Source organism: Nocardia sp. CDC519, from assembly GCF_059509835.1.
On record NZ_CM183377.1, the window covers coordinates 4,562,569 to 4,578,237 of the forward strand.

Annotated in this window: 14 protein-coding genes and 2 tRNA genes; 3 read left to right on the forward strand and 13 right to left on the reverse strand. The window is 66.0% G+C overall.

Annotation, left to right across the window (positions count from 1 at the left end):
• The 8 genes from AC5W7N_RS20380 to AC5W7N_RS20415 form a co-directional block, all read right to left on the reverse strand.
• Positions 1 to 2,448 carry a hypothetical protein gene (locus tag AC5W7N_RS20380; protein WP_194990376.1) on the reverse strand — a complete coding sequence of 816 codons (2,448 nt, stop codon included), beginning with the start codon at positions 2,446 to 2,448 and terminating at the stop codon, positions 1 to 3.
• Positions 2,445 to 4,907: an ATP-binding protein gene (locus AC5W7N_RS20385; RefSeq protein WP_228806368.1), complete on the reverse strand. Its 2,463-nt coding sequence runs from the start codon at positions 4,905 to 4,907 to the stop codon at positions 2,445 to 2,447. The genes AC5W7N_RS20380 and AC5W7N_RS20385 overlap by 4 nt, the downstream gene beginning before the upstream one ends.
• A gap of 62 nt (positions 4,908 to 4,969) precedes the next feature.
• Complete coding sequence (locus AC5W7N_RS20390; RefSeq protein WP_495922005.1) at positions 4,970 to 5,431, reverse strand: hypothetical protein; 462 nt, start codon at positions 5,429 to 5,431, stop codon at positions 4,970 to 4,972.
• Positions 5,432 to 5,475: 44 nt separating this feature from the next.
• A complete protein-coding gene (locus AC5W7N_RS20395) occupies positions 5,476 to 5,736 on the reverse strand; it encodes a hypothetical protein (RefSeq protein WP_014349609.1) in 261 nt (86 codons plus the stop codon).
• A gap of 19 nt (positions 5,737 to 5,755) precedes the next feature.
• Positions 5,756 to 6,754 (reverse strand): conjugal transfer protein, encoded by a 999-nt coding sequence (locus AC5W7N_RS20400; RefSeq protein WP_280499237.1) that lies wholly within the window; start codon positions 6,752 to 6,754, stop codon positions 5,756 to 5,758.
• A 65-nt stretch (positions 6,755 to 6,819) separates the two neighbouring features.
• A complete protein-coding gene (locus AC5W7N_RS20405; RefSeq protein ID WP_163814791.1) occupies positions 6,820 to 7,956 on the reverse strand; it encodes a GAF domain-containing protein in 1,137 nt (378 codons plus the stop codon).
• 288 nt (positions 7,957 to 8,244) lie between these two features.
• Positions 8,245 to 9,135, reverse strand: a complete 891-nt coding sequence (locus AC5W7N_RS20410) for an ROK family protein (protein ID WP_195007225.1) — start codon at positions 9,133 to 9,135, stop codon at positions 8,245 to 8,247.
• A 50-nt stretch (positions 9,136 to 9,185) separates the two neighbouring features.
• On the reverse strand, positions 9,186 to 9,638 hold the full coding sequence (locus AC5W7N_RS20415) for a hypothetical protein (RefSeq protein WP_163814793.1): 453 nt from the start codon (positions 9,636 to 9,638) through the stop codon (positions 9,186 to 9,188).
• 271 nt (positions 9,639 to 9,909) lie between these two features.
• Here AC5W7N_RS20415 and AC5W7N_RS20420 point away from each other — a divergent pair, with 271 nt between their 5' ends.
• Positions 9,910 to 10,626: a MerR family transcriptional regulator gene (locus AC5W7N_RS20420; protein ID WP_163814794.1), complete on the forward strand. Its 717-nt coding sequence runs from the start codon at positions 9,910 to 9,912 to the stop codon at positions 10,624 to 10,626.
• A gap of 49 nt (positions 10,627 to 10,675) precedes the next feature.
• Here the strand turns inward: AC5W7N_RS20420 and AC5W7N_RS20425 are convergent.
• Positions 10,676 to 10,752, reverse strand: a tRNA-Pro gene (locus tag AC5W7N_RS20425).
• Between the two features lie 32 nt (positions 10,753 to 10,784).
• A tRNA-Gly gene (locus AC5W7N_RS20430) sits at positions 10,785 to 10,855 on the reverse strand.
• Positions 10,856 to 11,271: 416 nt separating this feature from the next.
• Here AC5W7N_RS20430 and AC5W7N_RS20435 point away from each other — a divergent pair.
• Positions 11,272 to 12,228: a GGDEF domain-containing protein gene (locus tag AC5W7N_RS20435; protein ID WP_036534474.1), complete on the forward strand. Its 957-nt coding sequence runs from the start codon at positions 11,272 to 11,274 to the stop codon at positions 12,226 to 12,228.
• A gap of 87 nt (positions 12,229 to 12,315) precedes the next feature.
• Here AC5W7N_RS20435 and AC5W7N_RS20440 read toward each other — a convergent pair whose 3' ends face one another.
• Both AC5W7N_RS20440 and AC5W7N_RS20445 read right to left on the reverse strand, forming a co-directional pair.
• A complete protein-coding gene (locus AC5W7N_RS20440) occupies positions 12,316 to 13,113 on the reverse strand; it encodes an Fpg/Nei family DNA glycosylase (protein WP_195021419.1) in 798 nt (265 codons plus the stop codon).
• Positions 13,114 to 13,130: 17 nt separating this feature from the next.
• Positions 13,131 to 13,604, reverse strand: coding sequence for a ribose-5-phosphate isomerase (locus tag AC5W7N_RS20445; protein ID WP_014349601.1), 474 nt, complete (start codon positions 13,602 to 13,604; stop codon positions 13,131 to 13,133).
• Positions 13,605 to 13,952: 348 nt separating this feature from the next.
• Between AC5W7N_RS20445 and AC5W7N_RS20450 the strand changes: the two genes are divergently transcribed.
• Complete coding sequence (locus tag AC5W7N_RS20450; protein WP_416381951.1) at positions 13,953 to 14,918, forward strand: M48 family metallopeptidase; 966 nt, start codon at positions 13,953 to 13,955, stop codon at positions 14,916 to 14,918.
• Here AC5W7N_RS20450 and AC5W7N_RS20455 read toward each other — a convergent pair whose 3' ends face one another.
• Positions 14,919 to 15,572, reverse strand: a complete 654-nt coding sequence (locus tag AC5W7N_RS20455; protein ID WP_163814797.1) for a mycothiol-dependent nitroreductase Rv2466c family protein — start codon at positions 15,570 to 15,572, stop codon at positions 14,919 to 14,921. It abuts the gene before it with no gap.
• Positions 15,573 to 15,669: the final 97 nt, after the last annotated feature.

Below are 15,669 nucleotides of genomic sequence, written 5' to 3' on the forward strand. Positions count from 1 at the left end.
TCATGCACGCGGCGGTGCGATGTCCGCGCCGGTCGCCCCTTCACCATGGGTTTGGCGCTCGAGATGCCTGGCACTACTGACCTGCCGGCGAAGCTCACGGACGCTGTCGTGCGCCTGCCGTCGGGCGGCTCCGTGTTGAATATCCGCGAGAGGGGTCTCGTTGATCCGGTCCACCGAGTCCAAGATATTCATCGCGTAACCATTTTCGATCCAGGACAATATTCGGCCTGCACTGATACGACCTTCTGGCGTGCTGTGCGGATTGTCTTCGACCTCACCATTGTTGTTCAACATCAGGCCGTCTCTCCTGCGCTGCAATTCCTGGATCCGCCACCTGACGGGATCCGCCAAATATTGCTCGGCGATTGTTCTTTCGCTATCTGTCAGGGCGACGCCGCCGCTGCGCTGGGTTCGCAGGTTCACGGCGGCCATTTCGAGTGCGTACAGGTTGGCCTCTGTCGGATTGCTCTCGAATTGGCGGCTCAAGGCTTCCACCTTGGCGAGCGGCTTCGCCTTCGCCGGCTCATCCACGGTGCGTCGTTCGCCGTAGGTATGGGCGCCGATGGCATCCATCATTATTTGTCGATCGGTAAATCCTGCCATCTGGAGGGCCGCGAGCAGATCGCCCTCTCCGGCACCCCCCTTCTCTACCGCCCATTGGACTGCGATGGCGGCACCGCGAGCGGTGTCGACTCCGCTGGGGATGTTGTACCGATCCGGCGTCCGAGTATTCGCCGTCGTGTTCCAGCCGCGGATTCGTTCGGCCTCATGCCGCTCCAAGCCTTCCCGAGCCGCTTCGGCGAACTGAACCCGGTTGAGGAAGCTGGCGGGATACGCTCCGGCCATGTGAGATTCGGTCCACCCGGCGATCTGTGTCCTTCGCATGCGCTCCGCTCGGCGGGCCGCCGGGTTCAGCGGACCGACAGCCCCGAGCAGCCAGGCGGAGACCGGTGAGCTGTTGATCGTGGATATTGCGCCCATGCCCGCAAGCATGGCAGCGCCGGGGCTCATCGAGTTGGTGGCACCGGCGACCCCCATTCCCGATCCGCCGGAGCCGCCGCCACCGCCTGCACCGGCGCCGCCGCGCCCGCCCTGCATGACCCCCGAGAAACGCTCGGCGATCCATTCGTTGCCGCGAGACAGGCTGTTGTTCAACCTGCCCAGTTGCGCGACGCCGACGATCATAACGATTGATCCAACGACCAGGACGGTGACCACCTGGCCCCCTGCCTGCTCGAACACTTTCCCGATGATCAGCAGGTACAGGCTCAGGAACACCGTGTTGATCGCCATTCGCGCGCCCGCTATCAGCGCGTCGGCGGCGTTGCGCGCCATGAAGGTTTGGGTCGGACCATAGATGAACCCACCGGCCGCAAGTCCGAAGATCATCATGAATCCGTGATAGATCGCATCGAGGGCGGCCCAGATGATGCGGACCGCCATGTACGCCGCGAAATACATCATGATGAGTGCGGACAGCAAGATGAGGATTCCCGCTCCCACCTGCCCGACGGTCGGCTCGGACGACATCGCGTAGGCGTAGCCGCCGTCACCGCAGTTCTCCAGCAGATCGCGCGTGGTGTTGCCACTGCCCGACCTGATCCCGTCGGACCATGCCTGCTTGCAGCCGGGAATCGTGTCGAGCACATAGCTGAAGTTCCACACCTGCAACGGTTTCCTGGCGAAATTGTCGACTGCGTCGGCGTTCATACTCGCGAGCAGCTGGTCCGGATCGTTTGTCGCGTTGCCGTGCAGGCCGGCAGCTATCGATAGTCCGAGATCCCGCCCCTGTATCAGCACTCCGTGCGAGGACAGGATGTCGGCAAGCGGATCAGCCAAGAAGATCGGACCCAGCATCGCAACGCCGACCATTGTCACGACCTGGGAGGTGGCCTTGGCGTGCAATCCACGGGCCAGGAACACACCCACGATGACCGCACCGATCGTGACCGCCGTGACCAGCATGATCGATGTCGCGATCTGATTGGTGAAACTGTTGGCGACACCCTTCATCACGTTGCCGATCAGGTCCAGCCAGACGAAGCTCAACACCCAGCCGATCAGCCACAGCACAGCGCCGACGATGACGAGCCACCCGGCGAAGATCAGGCCGATCACCAGACCGATCGCGGCCTTCGCTGGGTTGAACAGGCTGTTGCCGATATTGACGACGAACATGTAGTCGGCCAGTTCGACGCCCGAAGAATCGCGCACACCCAACGAACTCAGCGCGCTGTTGGCAGACGAGCTGGCGGCCAGGTTGCTGGTTCCCGCCGTGGCCACGGCGCCGACCAGCCCGGGAAACACGAACAGCAGGAACAGCGAACCCAGCAGCGAGACCGTCCACCGTCTACGCCGCGTAGCGACGACCCATTTCCGGCCCCTGGCAGCGACAGTGCTGGGACGCCAGCGGCCGGCATCCCAGGCCACAAGGTCCCATCCGATCATGGCACGACCTGACGTTCCAGCGCGGCCATCTGCTTCGAGCTCGCCGCCGTCGGCGTGCTGGTAATCGCCGCAGCGCGATCCGGCCGCGCGGGCCCGAGGACCTTCCCGCGTCCGATCCGGTTCAGCGCATCACGCATGAACATCTCACCGCGCCGTTCCTCGGGAACCTGTCGTCCCTGTCCGACCGGAGGTGAAGTATCTTCACGCAGCACCTGAAGCATGAACGGCGCTTCCTTCAGATCGACCCCGACCCACTCCAGGCTGTTGCGTGCCAAGGTTTCGTCGCGCTGCCGGAAGACGAATCGGTTCGGGATGAGATTATGTGCCGCACCTTGGAAGTCGGTCGCCGGATCATGGGAAGCGAGACCGATCGCTGCGAGGTGCTTACGTCCGTCGCGGCTGAAGTCCGAGGTCACCGCCGCACCGACCTGGGTTTGGGTGAAGTGGTGGGCTTCGTCTCCGACGAGCAGCCCGAAGCGGCCGTTGTCGGAAAGGAACGCCTCCCGAGCCGCGACGCCGACGAGTTCGTAGAGCGCCGTGCCCAGACGCTTGGTCAACGGCAATCGGTTGTACAGATGCGGTGTGGTGAGCTCTTCCGCGGTCGGCAGTGCCAGTTTATGGCTGCGCACCACGGTTGCAGCGGCGTCCAGGCGCAGCGGCGGCAGATCGGGATCGAACAGGACCGGCACGCGATCGACGATCGTCGCAAGCCGGGCGGCCAGATCCGCGTACTCGTCGCCGAGGCCGGGATCCTCGCGCAGCCGTCGAGCGACCATGAACAGGTCGAGCAGACTGCGGATATTGTGCTCGACAATGCCTTTCGGGGTGAGCAGGCTGCTCACCGCGGCACCGGCGCCGCTGGTCGGCGAGAGATCCAGGAGCGGCAGGATCGAATCCAGCGTCCGCTCGCCCGCCACCGAGGGTTCGAACAAGCGCAGCGGATCCAGCGACACCGTGGGACTGGTCAGGTCGACGATCACCGCATCGTCGATCGTCGACGCGAAGTACTCCCACTCCCCGACCTGGCTGCGATCCAGAGCCAGGAACTGCCCGCCCATATCGTGCACCAGGACCGCCATGAGCTTCAGGAAGTACGATTTGCCCGAGCCCAATTCGCCGGTCACCGCGAACGAGGCCGAGAGGTCGTGCAGCGCTGCTTCCATGATCCCGAAATGGATCGGTTCGAAATTGCCGGACAGCAGGTTGACACCGATGACCGGACCGCTGTCGTCACCGATCTGGTTCGTGGTGAACGGCACGAAACCGGCCCACATATCCGAGGGGACGATGTGGGCGAAATCGTCGTAGGCCCGCCGGGCCGGGCTGCCGGGGATCATCATCGACCAGAGATCGACCTGCGCGCCGACCGGCGCGGTCAGGTCTACCTGAAACCGCTTGTAGCGACGCTTGATCTGATTGACGGCATTGAGCGTGGTGTCGCGCGAACCGCTGCCCACCGCGATCACCGTGGTGAACGAGACCTCCGATTCGCCGCCGTTGACCTCGAAATGATTGTTGTACTCGCTGAGCAACTGCGCCTTGGCCATCAGCGTGTTCTGCGCGAACGAGACCTCCTGATCCCGCTGGTCCATCTGCTCACCGAGACGGCGCAGATTCAGTTCATTGCTCTTCAACACCTGATCCGCGGGCCTGGTCGATACCCGAATGGCCCAGTCGACGGTGACCTCGTCGATTCCTTCGAGCAGGTTCAGGAATTCGCTGCCACCGGGAAAGGTCATGCCGCCGTAGGGAAACGACAGCGGCGTCAAGATCGTCTGATACGACGGCCATGCCGCTTCGTCGGGTTGGACGACCTTGATCACCGGACTGAACGATGGGCGCAGCCGACGGCTGCTGTCGGCCTGTGCACCCTCGTCGAGAGCTGCCGAACGGAACACAGCGGCGGTCGCGTCTTCGAGTGCCCCGATCCTGGTGGGTGCGACCGGTTCGCTCAGCGCTCCGCGCGAAAGATAGTGCTCCCACAGCCATTGGAACAACGCCGCCGGGACCGGGACCGGGTCGAAATCGTCGCCGATGCGGGACAGGATGTCGGACGCGGTGGAATCGTAGGAGTCCATGTCGGCCCGCGAGATCGCGGACGGATCCACCGTCGCACCGCTGCTCCACATCCGTGAGAGCGCCGACATCGGTGTGCCGACCGTGCCCACCGGTATCGAGAGCATATGAATCCGGGTCCGGGGCCGGATGGCGCGGATGCGCTCATAGGCCGCGACGGATTCGATCGCGTAGTCCTCGCATTCATCGAGGTCCACACCCTCGACCATCTTGCTCAGCACATCGCGAGTGTTGAGTTGCGCCTGGATACCCAGCAGCAACGAACCATCAGGGAGGTTGTTGATCAACGCATGATGGGCCATCTTGACGTCGTGCTTGTCACTGGCTTTGCGTAAGCCGTATCCCAGTGGGCTGATGAAGTAGGTCGCCGTGACCAAACCCATGGTGGTGAACTGTAGGTTCCCCCGGATCGCTGCGGTCGGCTGTAGATCTTGTCCCAGCCCCATCAGACCGCTCCTGCACCATTGCCCGAGACCAGCTTCCGATTGCCATCCACCAGTTCACGCAGCCAGCCGCCGGACGGGAGCGCTGGTTGCGGCCGCATCTCACGCGCGGGTCGATCGGGAAACACCACCACCACCGTCTCCGAAACGAACACCGTATTCCGTGACGACTCCTCCGTCACCGGCATCCCCGACGCCGATACCGGCTTGCGTATGAAGATGAGCCGGGCGAACCACAGGGCCCGCGATGTCAGTCGGACGCCGGTGTAGGGGATCAACCCGAACAAGAACACCGCGAGAATCGCGACAGCCGTGCCCGCGAAGAAGGTCACCGCCGGATTGACCGGCAGACTCATGGCGAACGTTCCCGTCACCGTCATCACCACCACACCAGCCCCGACCTGCGGCAACGTGTACGGGCCGAAGGGCAGCTTCTGTCCGTTCTGGGCCTTGCCGACCACCACCGGCACACGCTTGATCGGCGTGAATACCTTGATGACCTGAGCCATCAGTACGCGCCCACCGGGGAATCGGGGACCACCGTGTTCACTTCCCAGCGCGCGTGATTGATCAGGGTGGGGAGCAGCCAGATCAGCACGCCGGCCAGGATGGCCGAGCCTGCCACCGTCAGCACTTTGGCGGGTGACAGTTTGGATTTGGCGCCCTCGCTGATGAGGGTGCCGATGCCGATGATGGCGATCAGGATGAGTCCGGCGGCGCGGACGAACTGCAGGATTACCAGCAAAACGCCGGTCAGATTGCTACCCATTGTGCACTCATTTCGCCGATCACTTGTGCGTCGCTGGTGGGATGGCCGCCGTGGAGGGCGGCGCTGACGTGGTGGGGCCGGCCGCCTGCTCCTTCGAGCCTTCGGCGATCACGGCAAAGGGCGTGGCGAGCGCGGGGACCTGGTCCATCGTCTGGACCTGCCATTGGCCGCCGTTGTTGATCATGGTCAGCGGATATTCCAGGACGGCCACCTCTGCTCCCGAGGCCGAGGGGGCCACCGAAGCCAGCACCCGGATCTTCGAACCGCTTTTACCGCAACTCGAATCGTCGGCATCGACGGAGACCAGATCGGCCTTCGTGTACGGCGGCGGGGCCAGCGCGGTGATGCCAGAACCCTGCGCGATGTATCGGGTGATGTCGCCCGAACCGGTGAGGAACGCACCGAGGAAACCGGAGGCCACCGTGGAGACCGGCGCATCGACCGGGCAGGTGGTCTTGTAGGTGGTGGCCAGATCGAGGCCGCGTCCCGGCGGGGTCACCGCCGCAGGCAATCCGAGCGCCCGCAGCCTGCCGTCGGTCAGCGAGACCGCGACGCGATAGAACTGCCTGGCGCCCGCGGTGTTCCCGGAACCACCGAGGCGCACCGACACCGTGACGGTCCAGATATCGAGGCCACCCTGCACATCGGTGCGCCGGACGAACACGACCGATGAATCGGTCACCTGGCGACCGGTTTTCGGTAGTCGCAGCCGTGAGCTGTCTGCGACGAACTCGGCCAGCCGCTCCTTCTGGCTGTCGTTCGAACTCAAGTAGGTGACCACGAATTCTTGGGCGAAGGTGCCGGCGAGCTGCGCCCGGCCGACAATGGTGACCGCTTCCTGACCGCTGGTGTCCGGAACGGGTTTGCTGAACAGGAAACTGAAGATCGCATGACCACCGCCGAGCACCGCCAAGACGGCGAGCACGGCGATGACCGCATTGTCGCGGCGGCGGCGCGCGGCCATCCGGCGAAGCAACGCTTCGCCCGAATCCACCGAGCTACCGGCCAGTGTGCGCACAGTCGAAATCGTAGAGAGCATCGCCGATTCCGACCGGCCACCCATTCCCACGCTTGGGGAGTCGGTCAGAATGCAGGACTGTGATTCTGCCGACCCGCCAGCCAGTGCCGCAGTTGATGGTCATAGCCGATCGGGGTCCGCACCCGGTGCATCGGCAGACCGTAGCGAGAATCGTCGAGCATGGGCCGCTCACCGGCGGCCCGCACGAGCTGTCCGATGGCAAGATCACGGTGTTTGGTACCCGGATACGGGTGCAGCAGCAGCGAGGTCGACTGATACTCGCCGCCGTAGTCGAGTGTGCGCATCGTCAAGCCGGCGGATTCGCCCGCGAGCAGCCGGTCGGCGATCATCGGCAACCGGGCGCGATCGTCCGGGTGGAACACATCGACCGGCCGGAACAGGTAGTCCCATCGGATCCATGGCGCCGGATCGGTGAGCCAATGCGCGATGCTGGCGTGCGAGATCTGGATGACCGCCAGATGCGTGCCCGCCCGGCGGTGCGCCTCCCGCAAACCGACATGCTCTAGCGTCGGCGCGCTCACCGTCGTGGTCTCGGAGGTGATGTCCTCGATCAGCAACCACGCGCCACGGGCCTGCGCATCGTCCCTGGCACGGATGGTGATCAGCAGTTTCGCCGGAGCACCGGTACCGGTCCGGACGGCGGTCTCGAATTGGAGTTTGTCACCCGCTCGCGGCCCGTAGAGCAGCGAGAGCACCTCAGCGTGCAGGTCGAAGCCGGTGAAACGATGAAACACCTCGGCCAGCGAGATCCGCGGGACGTACTCTTCGGCCACCATTCCCGGTAGGCCCGAGATGCTGTTGGGCTGGCAGATCATCTGCGCGTCCAGATCCCAGGTCACGCCGACCGCCCGGCGCAGCTCCGGCACCTTTTCGGCACCGGGGCCGAGCCAGATCCGCAGCGCGTGCACCTGCCGGGCCGGACCGAAGACCGGCCGGATCAACAGCCGATGCGGCCCGGAGGCAGTGGGGATCGTCAGGTCGACGTCCTCGGCCAGCTTCTGTGCCGCGTCGAGCGCCTCACCGATGCCACGGGTGGACAGACTGTCATAGAGCGCAGGCGTTTTCGACAGAATGCGCTGCAAGACGCGTCTCCACCCCGCGAACCCCCGAGCTTCGTCCCCCACCGATGCCACCGTCTGAACGTCCGGCGCCAATGTTTCGACCGTCACCCACGGGATCACTGCGCTACTTCCCTCATCCGACTCGCCAGTACCACGTGCGCACCTCGGATGGACTTCCCGAACGCACCGTTGTCACACTGCACAATGTACCGTTATATAGCGGGCCGTTCAATGGGCTTTCGCAAGCCTGTTCACCCAGTGTGCCGCACAACTGGACGTGAGCGTTGCCAAACGAGTGATTCACTTCGAGGGAACCGCGTGTTCGACTGCCGGCCATGGCGAAGTCAACAGCGAACTACGCCATGCGAATTCCGTGTCACGTGACGGAGAGTTACGACCTCTCGGGGATCAGCCCTGCGCCGACAGCGCCAGGACCCCGGCACCGCACAGAATGGCGTTGTCCCCCAGGTCCGAGGCCACCACCCGCAAGCCGGGCAGGAAGCTGAGCCGGGCATGCGTCGCCACGGCGGCGTTCATGGGTTTCCACAGCGCCGAGCCGGGTTCGGCGAGGCTCCCGCTCAACACCACGAGATCGATGTCCAGCAGTGCCGTCACCGAGGAAATGGCCTGGCCCAGCGCGGTTCCGGCACGGTTGAGAGCAGCCACCGCGACCTCCTGACCCGCGGCGGCGTCCGCGACCAACTGCGCGGTACCCTCACCGCTCCAGCCGTTCGCCCGCGCCCAGCGAGCAGCCGATTTACCACCGGCGACAGCCTCGAGGCAGCCCCTGCCGCCGCAGTCGCAGACGTCGTCGAAGCCGGGCACGAGAACGTGACCGATGTGCCCGCCGTTGCCGGTACGTCCGACCACGGTCAAACCGCCGACCTGCACGCCACCCGCGATCCGATCCGAGACCGAGATCGAGAGCGCGTCCGGTACCTCGGCGGTGGCGCCGAGGTACCGTTCGGCCAACGCCAGGCAAACCCCGTCCAGAGCGAGCTGAATTCCCGCTCCGGGAAACATCTCCTCCACCGCGCCGAGGATGCCGAACCCCGACTGCCAGTCCGAAACGTCGCTCGGCGCAACGACACCCGCGGCCATATCGATCGGCCCGGTGGAGGCGATGCCGACGCCGACAACGTCGCCACCGGCGACGACCTCGGCGAGTAGTTCAGCGCAACGATCCCATGCGGCACGAGCAGGCACCGGGATCTCATGGATCTCCATCAGTCCCTCGTCCGGATCCACGCGGGTGGCCGCGAACCTGGACGTGCCGATTTCCAATGCCACAAAGGTCATGAACTACGTTCTCCTACAACATGTCCGGCCCTGACAACGAGGCCGGATGATCAGTGTGCGCCGGTCCCGGTCGGCCGAAGTGGTCGCCCGAGAACCAGGTGCCGACGCGGCGCGCCGGTCGCTGATTCGATCCGGCTCGGACGTGGACCATTTCGGATGATCCGCATCGGACGCTTGTTGTCCAGCGCCGCGACACGGTGTTTGTCCAAGTCGTCTACCACATGACCGGAAGCGTCGTACGCGGTTCCGGCCCAGATCATCGAACGCGGGTAATCGCCACGGGCGATGAGCATTTCCGCCAATTGCCGGCATTGCGCCAGCACCGGGCACCCACTACAGGTGCTCACCGCGGTCCGCCACGCTTCGGGCGTGCCCGCGTCCAGATCCCAGTTGTCGGGAGTGTCCGCGCATGGTGGGCGAGTGGTGGACCTGGCGGGAATGGTGGTGATCCGCGGTGCCGCGAGATCATCGCGGTCGAGCAGATTCGTCCGAGCAGTTGTCATGGAAATCTCCGGGAAGCCGAGGGCACGCCGATATCCGCGTGTCCGTGGTCGCGCGAGAGCGCTGGGGAGTCATCGGAGCTGCTCGACAGTCTCCGGAAACCAGCTCGAGAGCCGGTCAACGCACGTTAACCGACGGTTCGTCTCGGGGCAAGCGAATCTGCCGTCAGGTAACGGGACATTGATCAACTAGTTACCTTCCGTACCGGCATGTAACGGCACATTTCGCCACGGTCCGTTTTTCTACGGGCACGATTGTGGTTTCCTAGTAGGCATGGCAGCAGAGGCGGAGTACACGATCGACGAACTGGCGCGGGTAGCCGATACCACCGTGCGCAGCGTGCGCGTGTACCACGAACGGGGGCTCTTGCCGTCGCCCGATGTTCGGGGACGGATCGGCTACTACGGGTCCGACCACTTGAACCGGCTGCAAACGATCAGCCGCCTACTCGGGCGCGGCATGAAGCTCAACGGCATCCGCGAACTGCTCGATGCCTGGGATCGCGGCGACGGACTCGCCGACGTACTCGGGGTCGCCGATCAGCCGGCCGCCGAGCCGGCGCCCGGCCCCCGACCGGCCGACGAGCCGAAGGAACGCGAGCCGCAACCCGAGCTACCGGATTACGTGAAACAGGCGCTGGCCGCCAGCGACGACCCACTCGACGCCTACCGGGTGACCAATCCACGTTGCTGCGATCTGGCGACCCGGCTCAGCGACGCCGGGCTCGCGGTGGACGCGACCTTCCAGTTCGTCGAGAGGCTGCGCGCCGATTGCGACCGCATCGCCGACCGGTACGCCTCGGAGGTCTTCTACCTGCTGGCAGGCCAGAGCTACGAACAGTCGGACCGCACCCCCAAGGACCGGACCAAGCTCGAAACCGATCTCGCCATCGCCCGCCTGATCGCCACCCGAGCCGCCTCCGAGCTGATCGATCAGGCGTTTGCCCGGCATGCGGAACTGCCGGCGCCGATGGCCACCGACGGCGTCTGACCTCGACCGCAGAAAGCCCCTGGCCACACTGGTCAGGGGCTTATTTCGATGGTCGGGGTGACAGGATTTGAACCTGCGACCCTCCGCTCCCAAAGCGGATGCGCTACCAAGCTGCGCTACACCCCGAGGCCTCGCCAGGGGCGAGCATATTGCGTGTGAGCGGGTGACGGGAATCGAACCCGCACCATCAGCTTGGAAGGCTGAGGTTCTACCATTGAACTACACCCGCAGGCATACGACATCGATGGGATCGCCACGATGTCGTGTGCATGAGCGACTGTACCGAACCCGCCTCCGGTAACGCCAATCAGCCCCCCGCTCCGGCACACGGGTCCCGCCGCGACTGCCTTCCGGCGATTTTCGAGCTAACCGGAAGTGTTGTGTAACACTCGCGGCCGCACAGCGATCACATACCCGATCGCCCGTGGCTACGCACCGAGAACTCGTTGCAGAACGCCGTTTTTCGAGGCCGATCGGCTTGCTAGGATCCTTTTTGCCGGACGGGGGTATCTGGAAAGGGGGCGGTGAGCGTGCACCCGACGAGGTGGACCATCCGCGTAGCAGTGAGAACGACCGGTGCGACGCCGGTGTCGGGCTCGGATCGGGGAGCCCGCGCGGAGTCGTCACCTGTGTCCGGTGAGCGCCATGCCGGCTGAGGACCGACCACCGGTCGCCGCGACCGCACGGGCATGGGCGCGCACGGTCTGCGCCGAGCCCGGAGTCGAGGCGGCCCCACAACAGCTGGAACCTGTTCTGATCGAGATCATCGAGCGCCTGCTCGAACTGGCCGGATCCGAACCGTTTCCGGTGCTCGAAGCCCGAATGCTCGGTGCGCGGCTGGCCGAGGCGCCGTTGGAACGAATTCGCATGCTCGCCCAGGCGACTCGCACGCTGCTCGGCTTCCGCGCGGGCCCGCCCGGCTCGCTGACGGCGACCAGGTGGCCCTTCGTGGCCAGCCAGGCCATCGACAGCTATGCCCAGGCCTTGCAGGAGCGTGCGCTGGCCCAGCAGGAACAGCACATCTCGGCGGCGGTCTCGGTGCGGGTGCAGGAGATCGCCGCCCTGCAGCACCGGCTGCGCCACGAGGCGACCCACGATGCGCTGACCGACCTCGCCAATCGCACGCTGCTGCAAGATCGGGTGCGATTGATGGCCGCGGATCCCACGCGCGGAATCGGGCTGCTGCTGATCGATCTGGACCGCTTCAAACAGATCAACGACGGTTACGGACACGCCGTGGGCGACGAGGTGCTGGTCGACCTGGCGAACCGGCTGCGTGAGGTGTGCCCGCCCGATACCGTCATCTGCCGCTACGGCGGTGACGAATTCGTGCTCGCCACCAATCCGCCGCGCAACAACCTCGGCGATCTCGCACATCGCATCGTGGCCGCACTGCGCGATCCGGTGTGGTCGTCCGCGGGTCCGGTGCCGGTGTCGGCGAGCGTCGGCACGGCGTACTCACCGCCCGGCAGCCCATGCGATTTCACCGATCTGCTGCGGCGCGCCGACCGGGCGATGTATTCGGCCAAGACGGCGGGCGGGCGTCGTTTCGCGCTGGCCGATGCCGACGAAGCGGAGATGGGAGCGGCCGTCGCCGGTTGAAAAGCCGACACGACACCCGCGGATCATGCGACACGCGGAGCGAATCGGTGGAGCCGACGGCAGTCGGGCGACTAGGCTACCGGCCGCTCAGCTGGGCTGACATGCCGGGCACCAGAAGAGGTTTCGCCCCTCCAGCACCGAATGAGCTACCGGCGTACCGCAGATCCGGCAGGGTGCACCGGCGCGGCGATAGACGTAGGTGCGCGGCCGATCCGGCGCGTAGGACGGTTCACCGTGATCGTGTTCCGGCCGCACCACATGCATCTTCCCGCGGCGCACCCCCACCCGCATCAGCTGCACCAGATCCGCCCACATCGCGTCCCATTCATCGCGGGACAGCGCGGTGCCCGGCCGCTGCGGTGCGATGCCGTGCCGGTAGAGGACCTCGGCACGGTAGACGTTGCCAACGCCCGCGATGACCTGCTGGTCCATCAGCAGCGAGCCGATCGGCCTGCGGGAGCGATGAATCCGGCGCCAGGCCCGCTCCGGATCGGCGCCGCGGCGCAGCGGGTCGGGACCGAGCCGGTCGACGAGCGCGCCGGCCTCGGGGGCGGTCAGCACCTCGCAGGCGGTGGGCCCGCGCAGGTCGGTGCCGAAATCGGCGCCGGCCAGCCGCATCCGGACCTGCCCGACCGGCTCCCCCATCGGCATCGCCGATTCGGTGAAGCTGCCGTACAAACCGAGGTGCACGTGCACGACCAGCCCGGATTCATAGTGGTGCAGCAGATGTTTACCCCAGGCCTCGGACCGGACCATGACCTGCCGGTCCACCCGCGCGGCGCCGTCGGCGAACTTGCCCTGCGGGCTCGACACCCGCACCACACCGCCTGCCAGCCGCCGCTGATGCAGCTTCGCCAGGCGGTGCAGCGTATGACCCTCGGGCACTGTCGAATACGTTCGGTCTACTGGCCGGGCAGCGCGGGCGCGACGCCGGTCTTCTCGTATTCGGCGAGGATGTCGATGCGGCGCTGGTGGCGCGCTTCCTCCGACCACGGGGTGCTGATGAACGCGTCGACGATGGCCAGAGCTTCCTCGGTGGAGTGCATGCGGCCGCCGATACCGATCAGCTGAGCGTTGTTGTGCTCGCGGGCGAGCTTGGCGGTCTCGACGCTCCAGGCCAGCGCACAGCGCGCACCGGGCACCTTGTTGGCGGCGATCTGCTCGCCGTTGCCGCTGCCACCGAAGACCAGCCCGAGGCTGCCGGGGTCGGCGACGGTGCGCCGCGCGGCTTCGATGCAGAAGGCCGGGTAGTCGTCGAGCGCGTCGTATTCGAGGGCGCCGCAGTCGACGACCTCGTGGCCCGCCTGCTCGAGATGGGCCTTGACGTGATTCTTCAGTTCGAAACCGGCATGGTCGGCACCAAGGTATACGCGCATGGGTGGAATCCTATCCGCGCTGCGATGCGGCTCCGTCGAGGGTGTTGGCGGGGTTGTGCCTGCCCGCCATCCAGTGCGGCGAGGATGGGCTGTGGCGGTGGCCACACCGGGCTTCGAGGGCGCCGGCGACCCGACTCGACGGGCTCGATCTGAATAGAGTGGGCGTCCATGCAACCGATCGATCCTCAGCCGCCGCAGCGTCCGCAGGCCGATCAATCCGGGGGGCAGCCAGAGTGGTTGCGCAAGAACGCGCCGCAGGGTTCCTCGTCCGGGTCCGAATCGAGCGAGGTGCCGCAGCCTCCGCAGACCGCCCCACCGACGGCGTATCCGTCGGCGCCCTACCCGGGGATGCCACCCGGCTATCCCAGCGCCGGGTATCCGGCCTACGGGTCCGCGCCGGTGCCGCCCGCCGTGCCGCCGGGCAGCCTGCCGCGGGGGCTCTCGCCGTTCGGTATGCCCGCGCGGCATCTGTGGGAGATCCCGCTGCTCATCGTGGTGGTGGCATTGACGGCGCTGGCGTACCTGTTCGCGGCGCTGCTGCTGGTGTTCGGCAACGTGAACGAATACATCCTCGCCCTGGTGTTCGCGCCGATCCTGATCTGGTTCGGCCGTGGCGTGAACTACGCGACCCAGCGGGTCAACGGGGTGAAGATGTCGCCGACCCAGTTCCCGGAGGGCTACCGGTTGGTGCAGGAGGCGGCGGCGCGTTTCGGCATGGCCAAGGCACCCGATGCCTATGTGGTGCTCGGCAACGGCCAGATCAACGCCTTCGCCTCCGGCCACGGATTCCGCCGGTTCGTGGTGGTCTACAGCGACCTGTTCGAAATCGGCGGCGCCGCTCGCGAACCGGACGCGCTGGCGTTCATCATCGGCCACGAGGTCGGGCATATCGCGGCCGGGCATACCTCGTATTGGCGTCAGCTCGGCATGTTCCTGGTGCCGTTCCTGCCGATCATCGGCAGCTCACTGATCCGCTCGCAGGAATACACCGCCGACAATCACGGGTTCTGCAACCGGCACGAGGGCGCCCGCGCGGCCATGGGCACCCTCGCCGCGGGCAAGTACATGAACACCATGGTCGGTTTCGACGAGATGGCCGACCGCGCCGCGCAGGAGAAGGGCTTCTTCGTCTGGATCGTCAACGCGCTGTCCACGCACCCGGTGCTGACCTGGCGGATGTGGGCGCTGCGCGACCGCAGTAGGCACGGCCGCCTCTTCTGGCGCCCGAGCCCTCCCCCACAATTCCCGCCAGGCCGGCATCCGTACGGCCCGTACGGAGAGGTTCCGAGCCTGCCCCCGAAGCCCGTCGCCTGATCAGTCGAACACAGGGTCTTCCGTGCGGGTGCGCTTCAGCTCGAAGAAGTGCGGGTAGGACGCCAGGGCGACGACGCCGTCCCAGACCTTGCCCGCGTCCTCGCCGCGCGGGATGCGGGAGAGCACGGGGCCGAAGAAGGCCACGCCGTTGACGTGGATGGTCGGGGTGCCGACGTCCTTGCCGACCTTGTCCATTCCGGCGTGGTGGCTTTCGCGCAGCTCCGCGTCGTAGTCGGTGCTGTGCGCGGCCTCGGCCAGCTCGGCGGGCAGGCCGGTTTCGGCGAGCGCGTCGGCGATGACCGCGGCCAGTGTCTCCGCGGTGGTGGCGCGCTCGTATTCGGCCCTGCGGTCGTGAATCCTGGTTCCCATGGCGGTGTAGAGCGGGGCGAGTACCTTGTCGCCGTGTTCGCGCGCGGCCGCGATGGCCACCCGGACCGGGCCCCAGCCGCTGTTCATCAGCTCTTGGTACTCCGGCGGGAGGTCGCGGCCTTCGTTGAGTACGGCCAGGCTCATGACGTGGAAGCGGGTCTCGATATCGCGCACCTTCTCCACCTCGAGGATCCACCGTGAGGTGATCCAGCACCAGGGACACAGCGGGTCGAACCAGAAGTCGGCGACATCCTTGCCCTGGTGATCTACGGCGGTGTTGCTCACGTCGATTCCTCTCGATCGCAGACTTGTCCGGCGGCCGGGCCGCTCTCGTACCGACAACCAACGGCCGGCCCGATTCGTTCCCGCATTCGGCGTTTCG

Coding starts and splice junctions, on each gene's coding strand:
- AC5W7N_RS20380 (WP_194990376.1), bottom strand. CDS start 2,448: ATGATCGGATGGGACCTTGTGGCCTGGGATGCCGGCCGCTGGCGTCCC.
- AC5W7N_RS20385 (WP_228806368.1), bottom strand. CDS start 4,907: ATGGGTTTGGTCACGGCGACCTACTTCATCAGCCCACTGGGATACGGC.
- AC5W7N_RS20395 (WP_014349609.1), bottom strand. CDS start 5,736: ATGGGTAGCAATCTGACCGGCGTTTTGCTGGTAATCCTGCAGTTCGTC.
- AC5W7N_RS20410 (WP_195007225.1), bottom strand. CDS start 9,135: ATGACCTTTGTGGCATTGGAAATCGGCACGTCCAGGTTCGCGGCCACC.
- AC5W7N_RS20415 (WP_163814793.1), bottom strand. CDS start 9,638: ATGACAACTGCTCGGACGAATCTGCTCGACCGCGATGATCTCGCGGCA.
- AC5W7N_RS20420 (WP_163814794.1), top strand. CDS start 9,910: ATGGCAGCAGAGGCGGAGTACACGATCGACGAACTGGCGCGGGTAGCC.
- AC5W7N_RS20435 (WP_036534474.1), top strand. CDS start 11,272: ATGCCGGCTGAGGACCGACCACCGGTCGCCGCGACCGCACGGGCATGG.
- AC5W7N_RS20445 (WP_014349601.1), bottom strand. CDS start 13,604: ATGCGCGTATACCTTGGTGCCGACCATGCCGGTTTCGAACTGAAGAAT.
- AC5W7N_RS20450 (WP_416381951.1), top strand. CDS start 13,953: ATGCCACCCGGCTATCCCAGCGCCGGGTATCCGGCCTACGGGTCCGCG.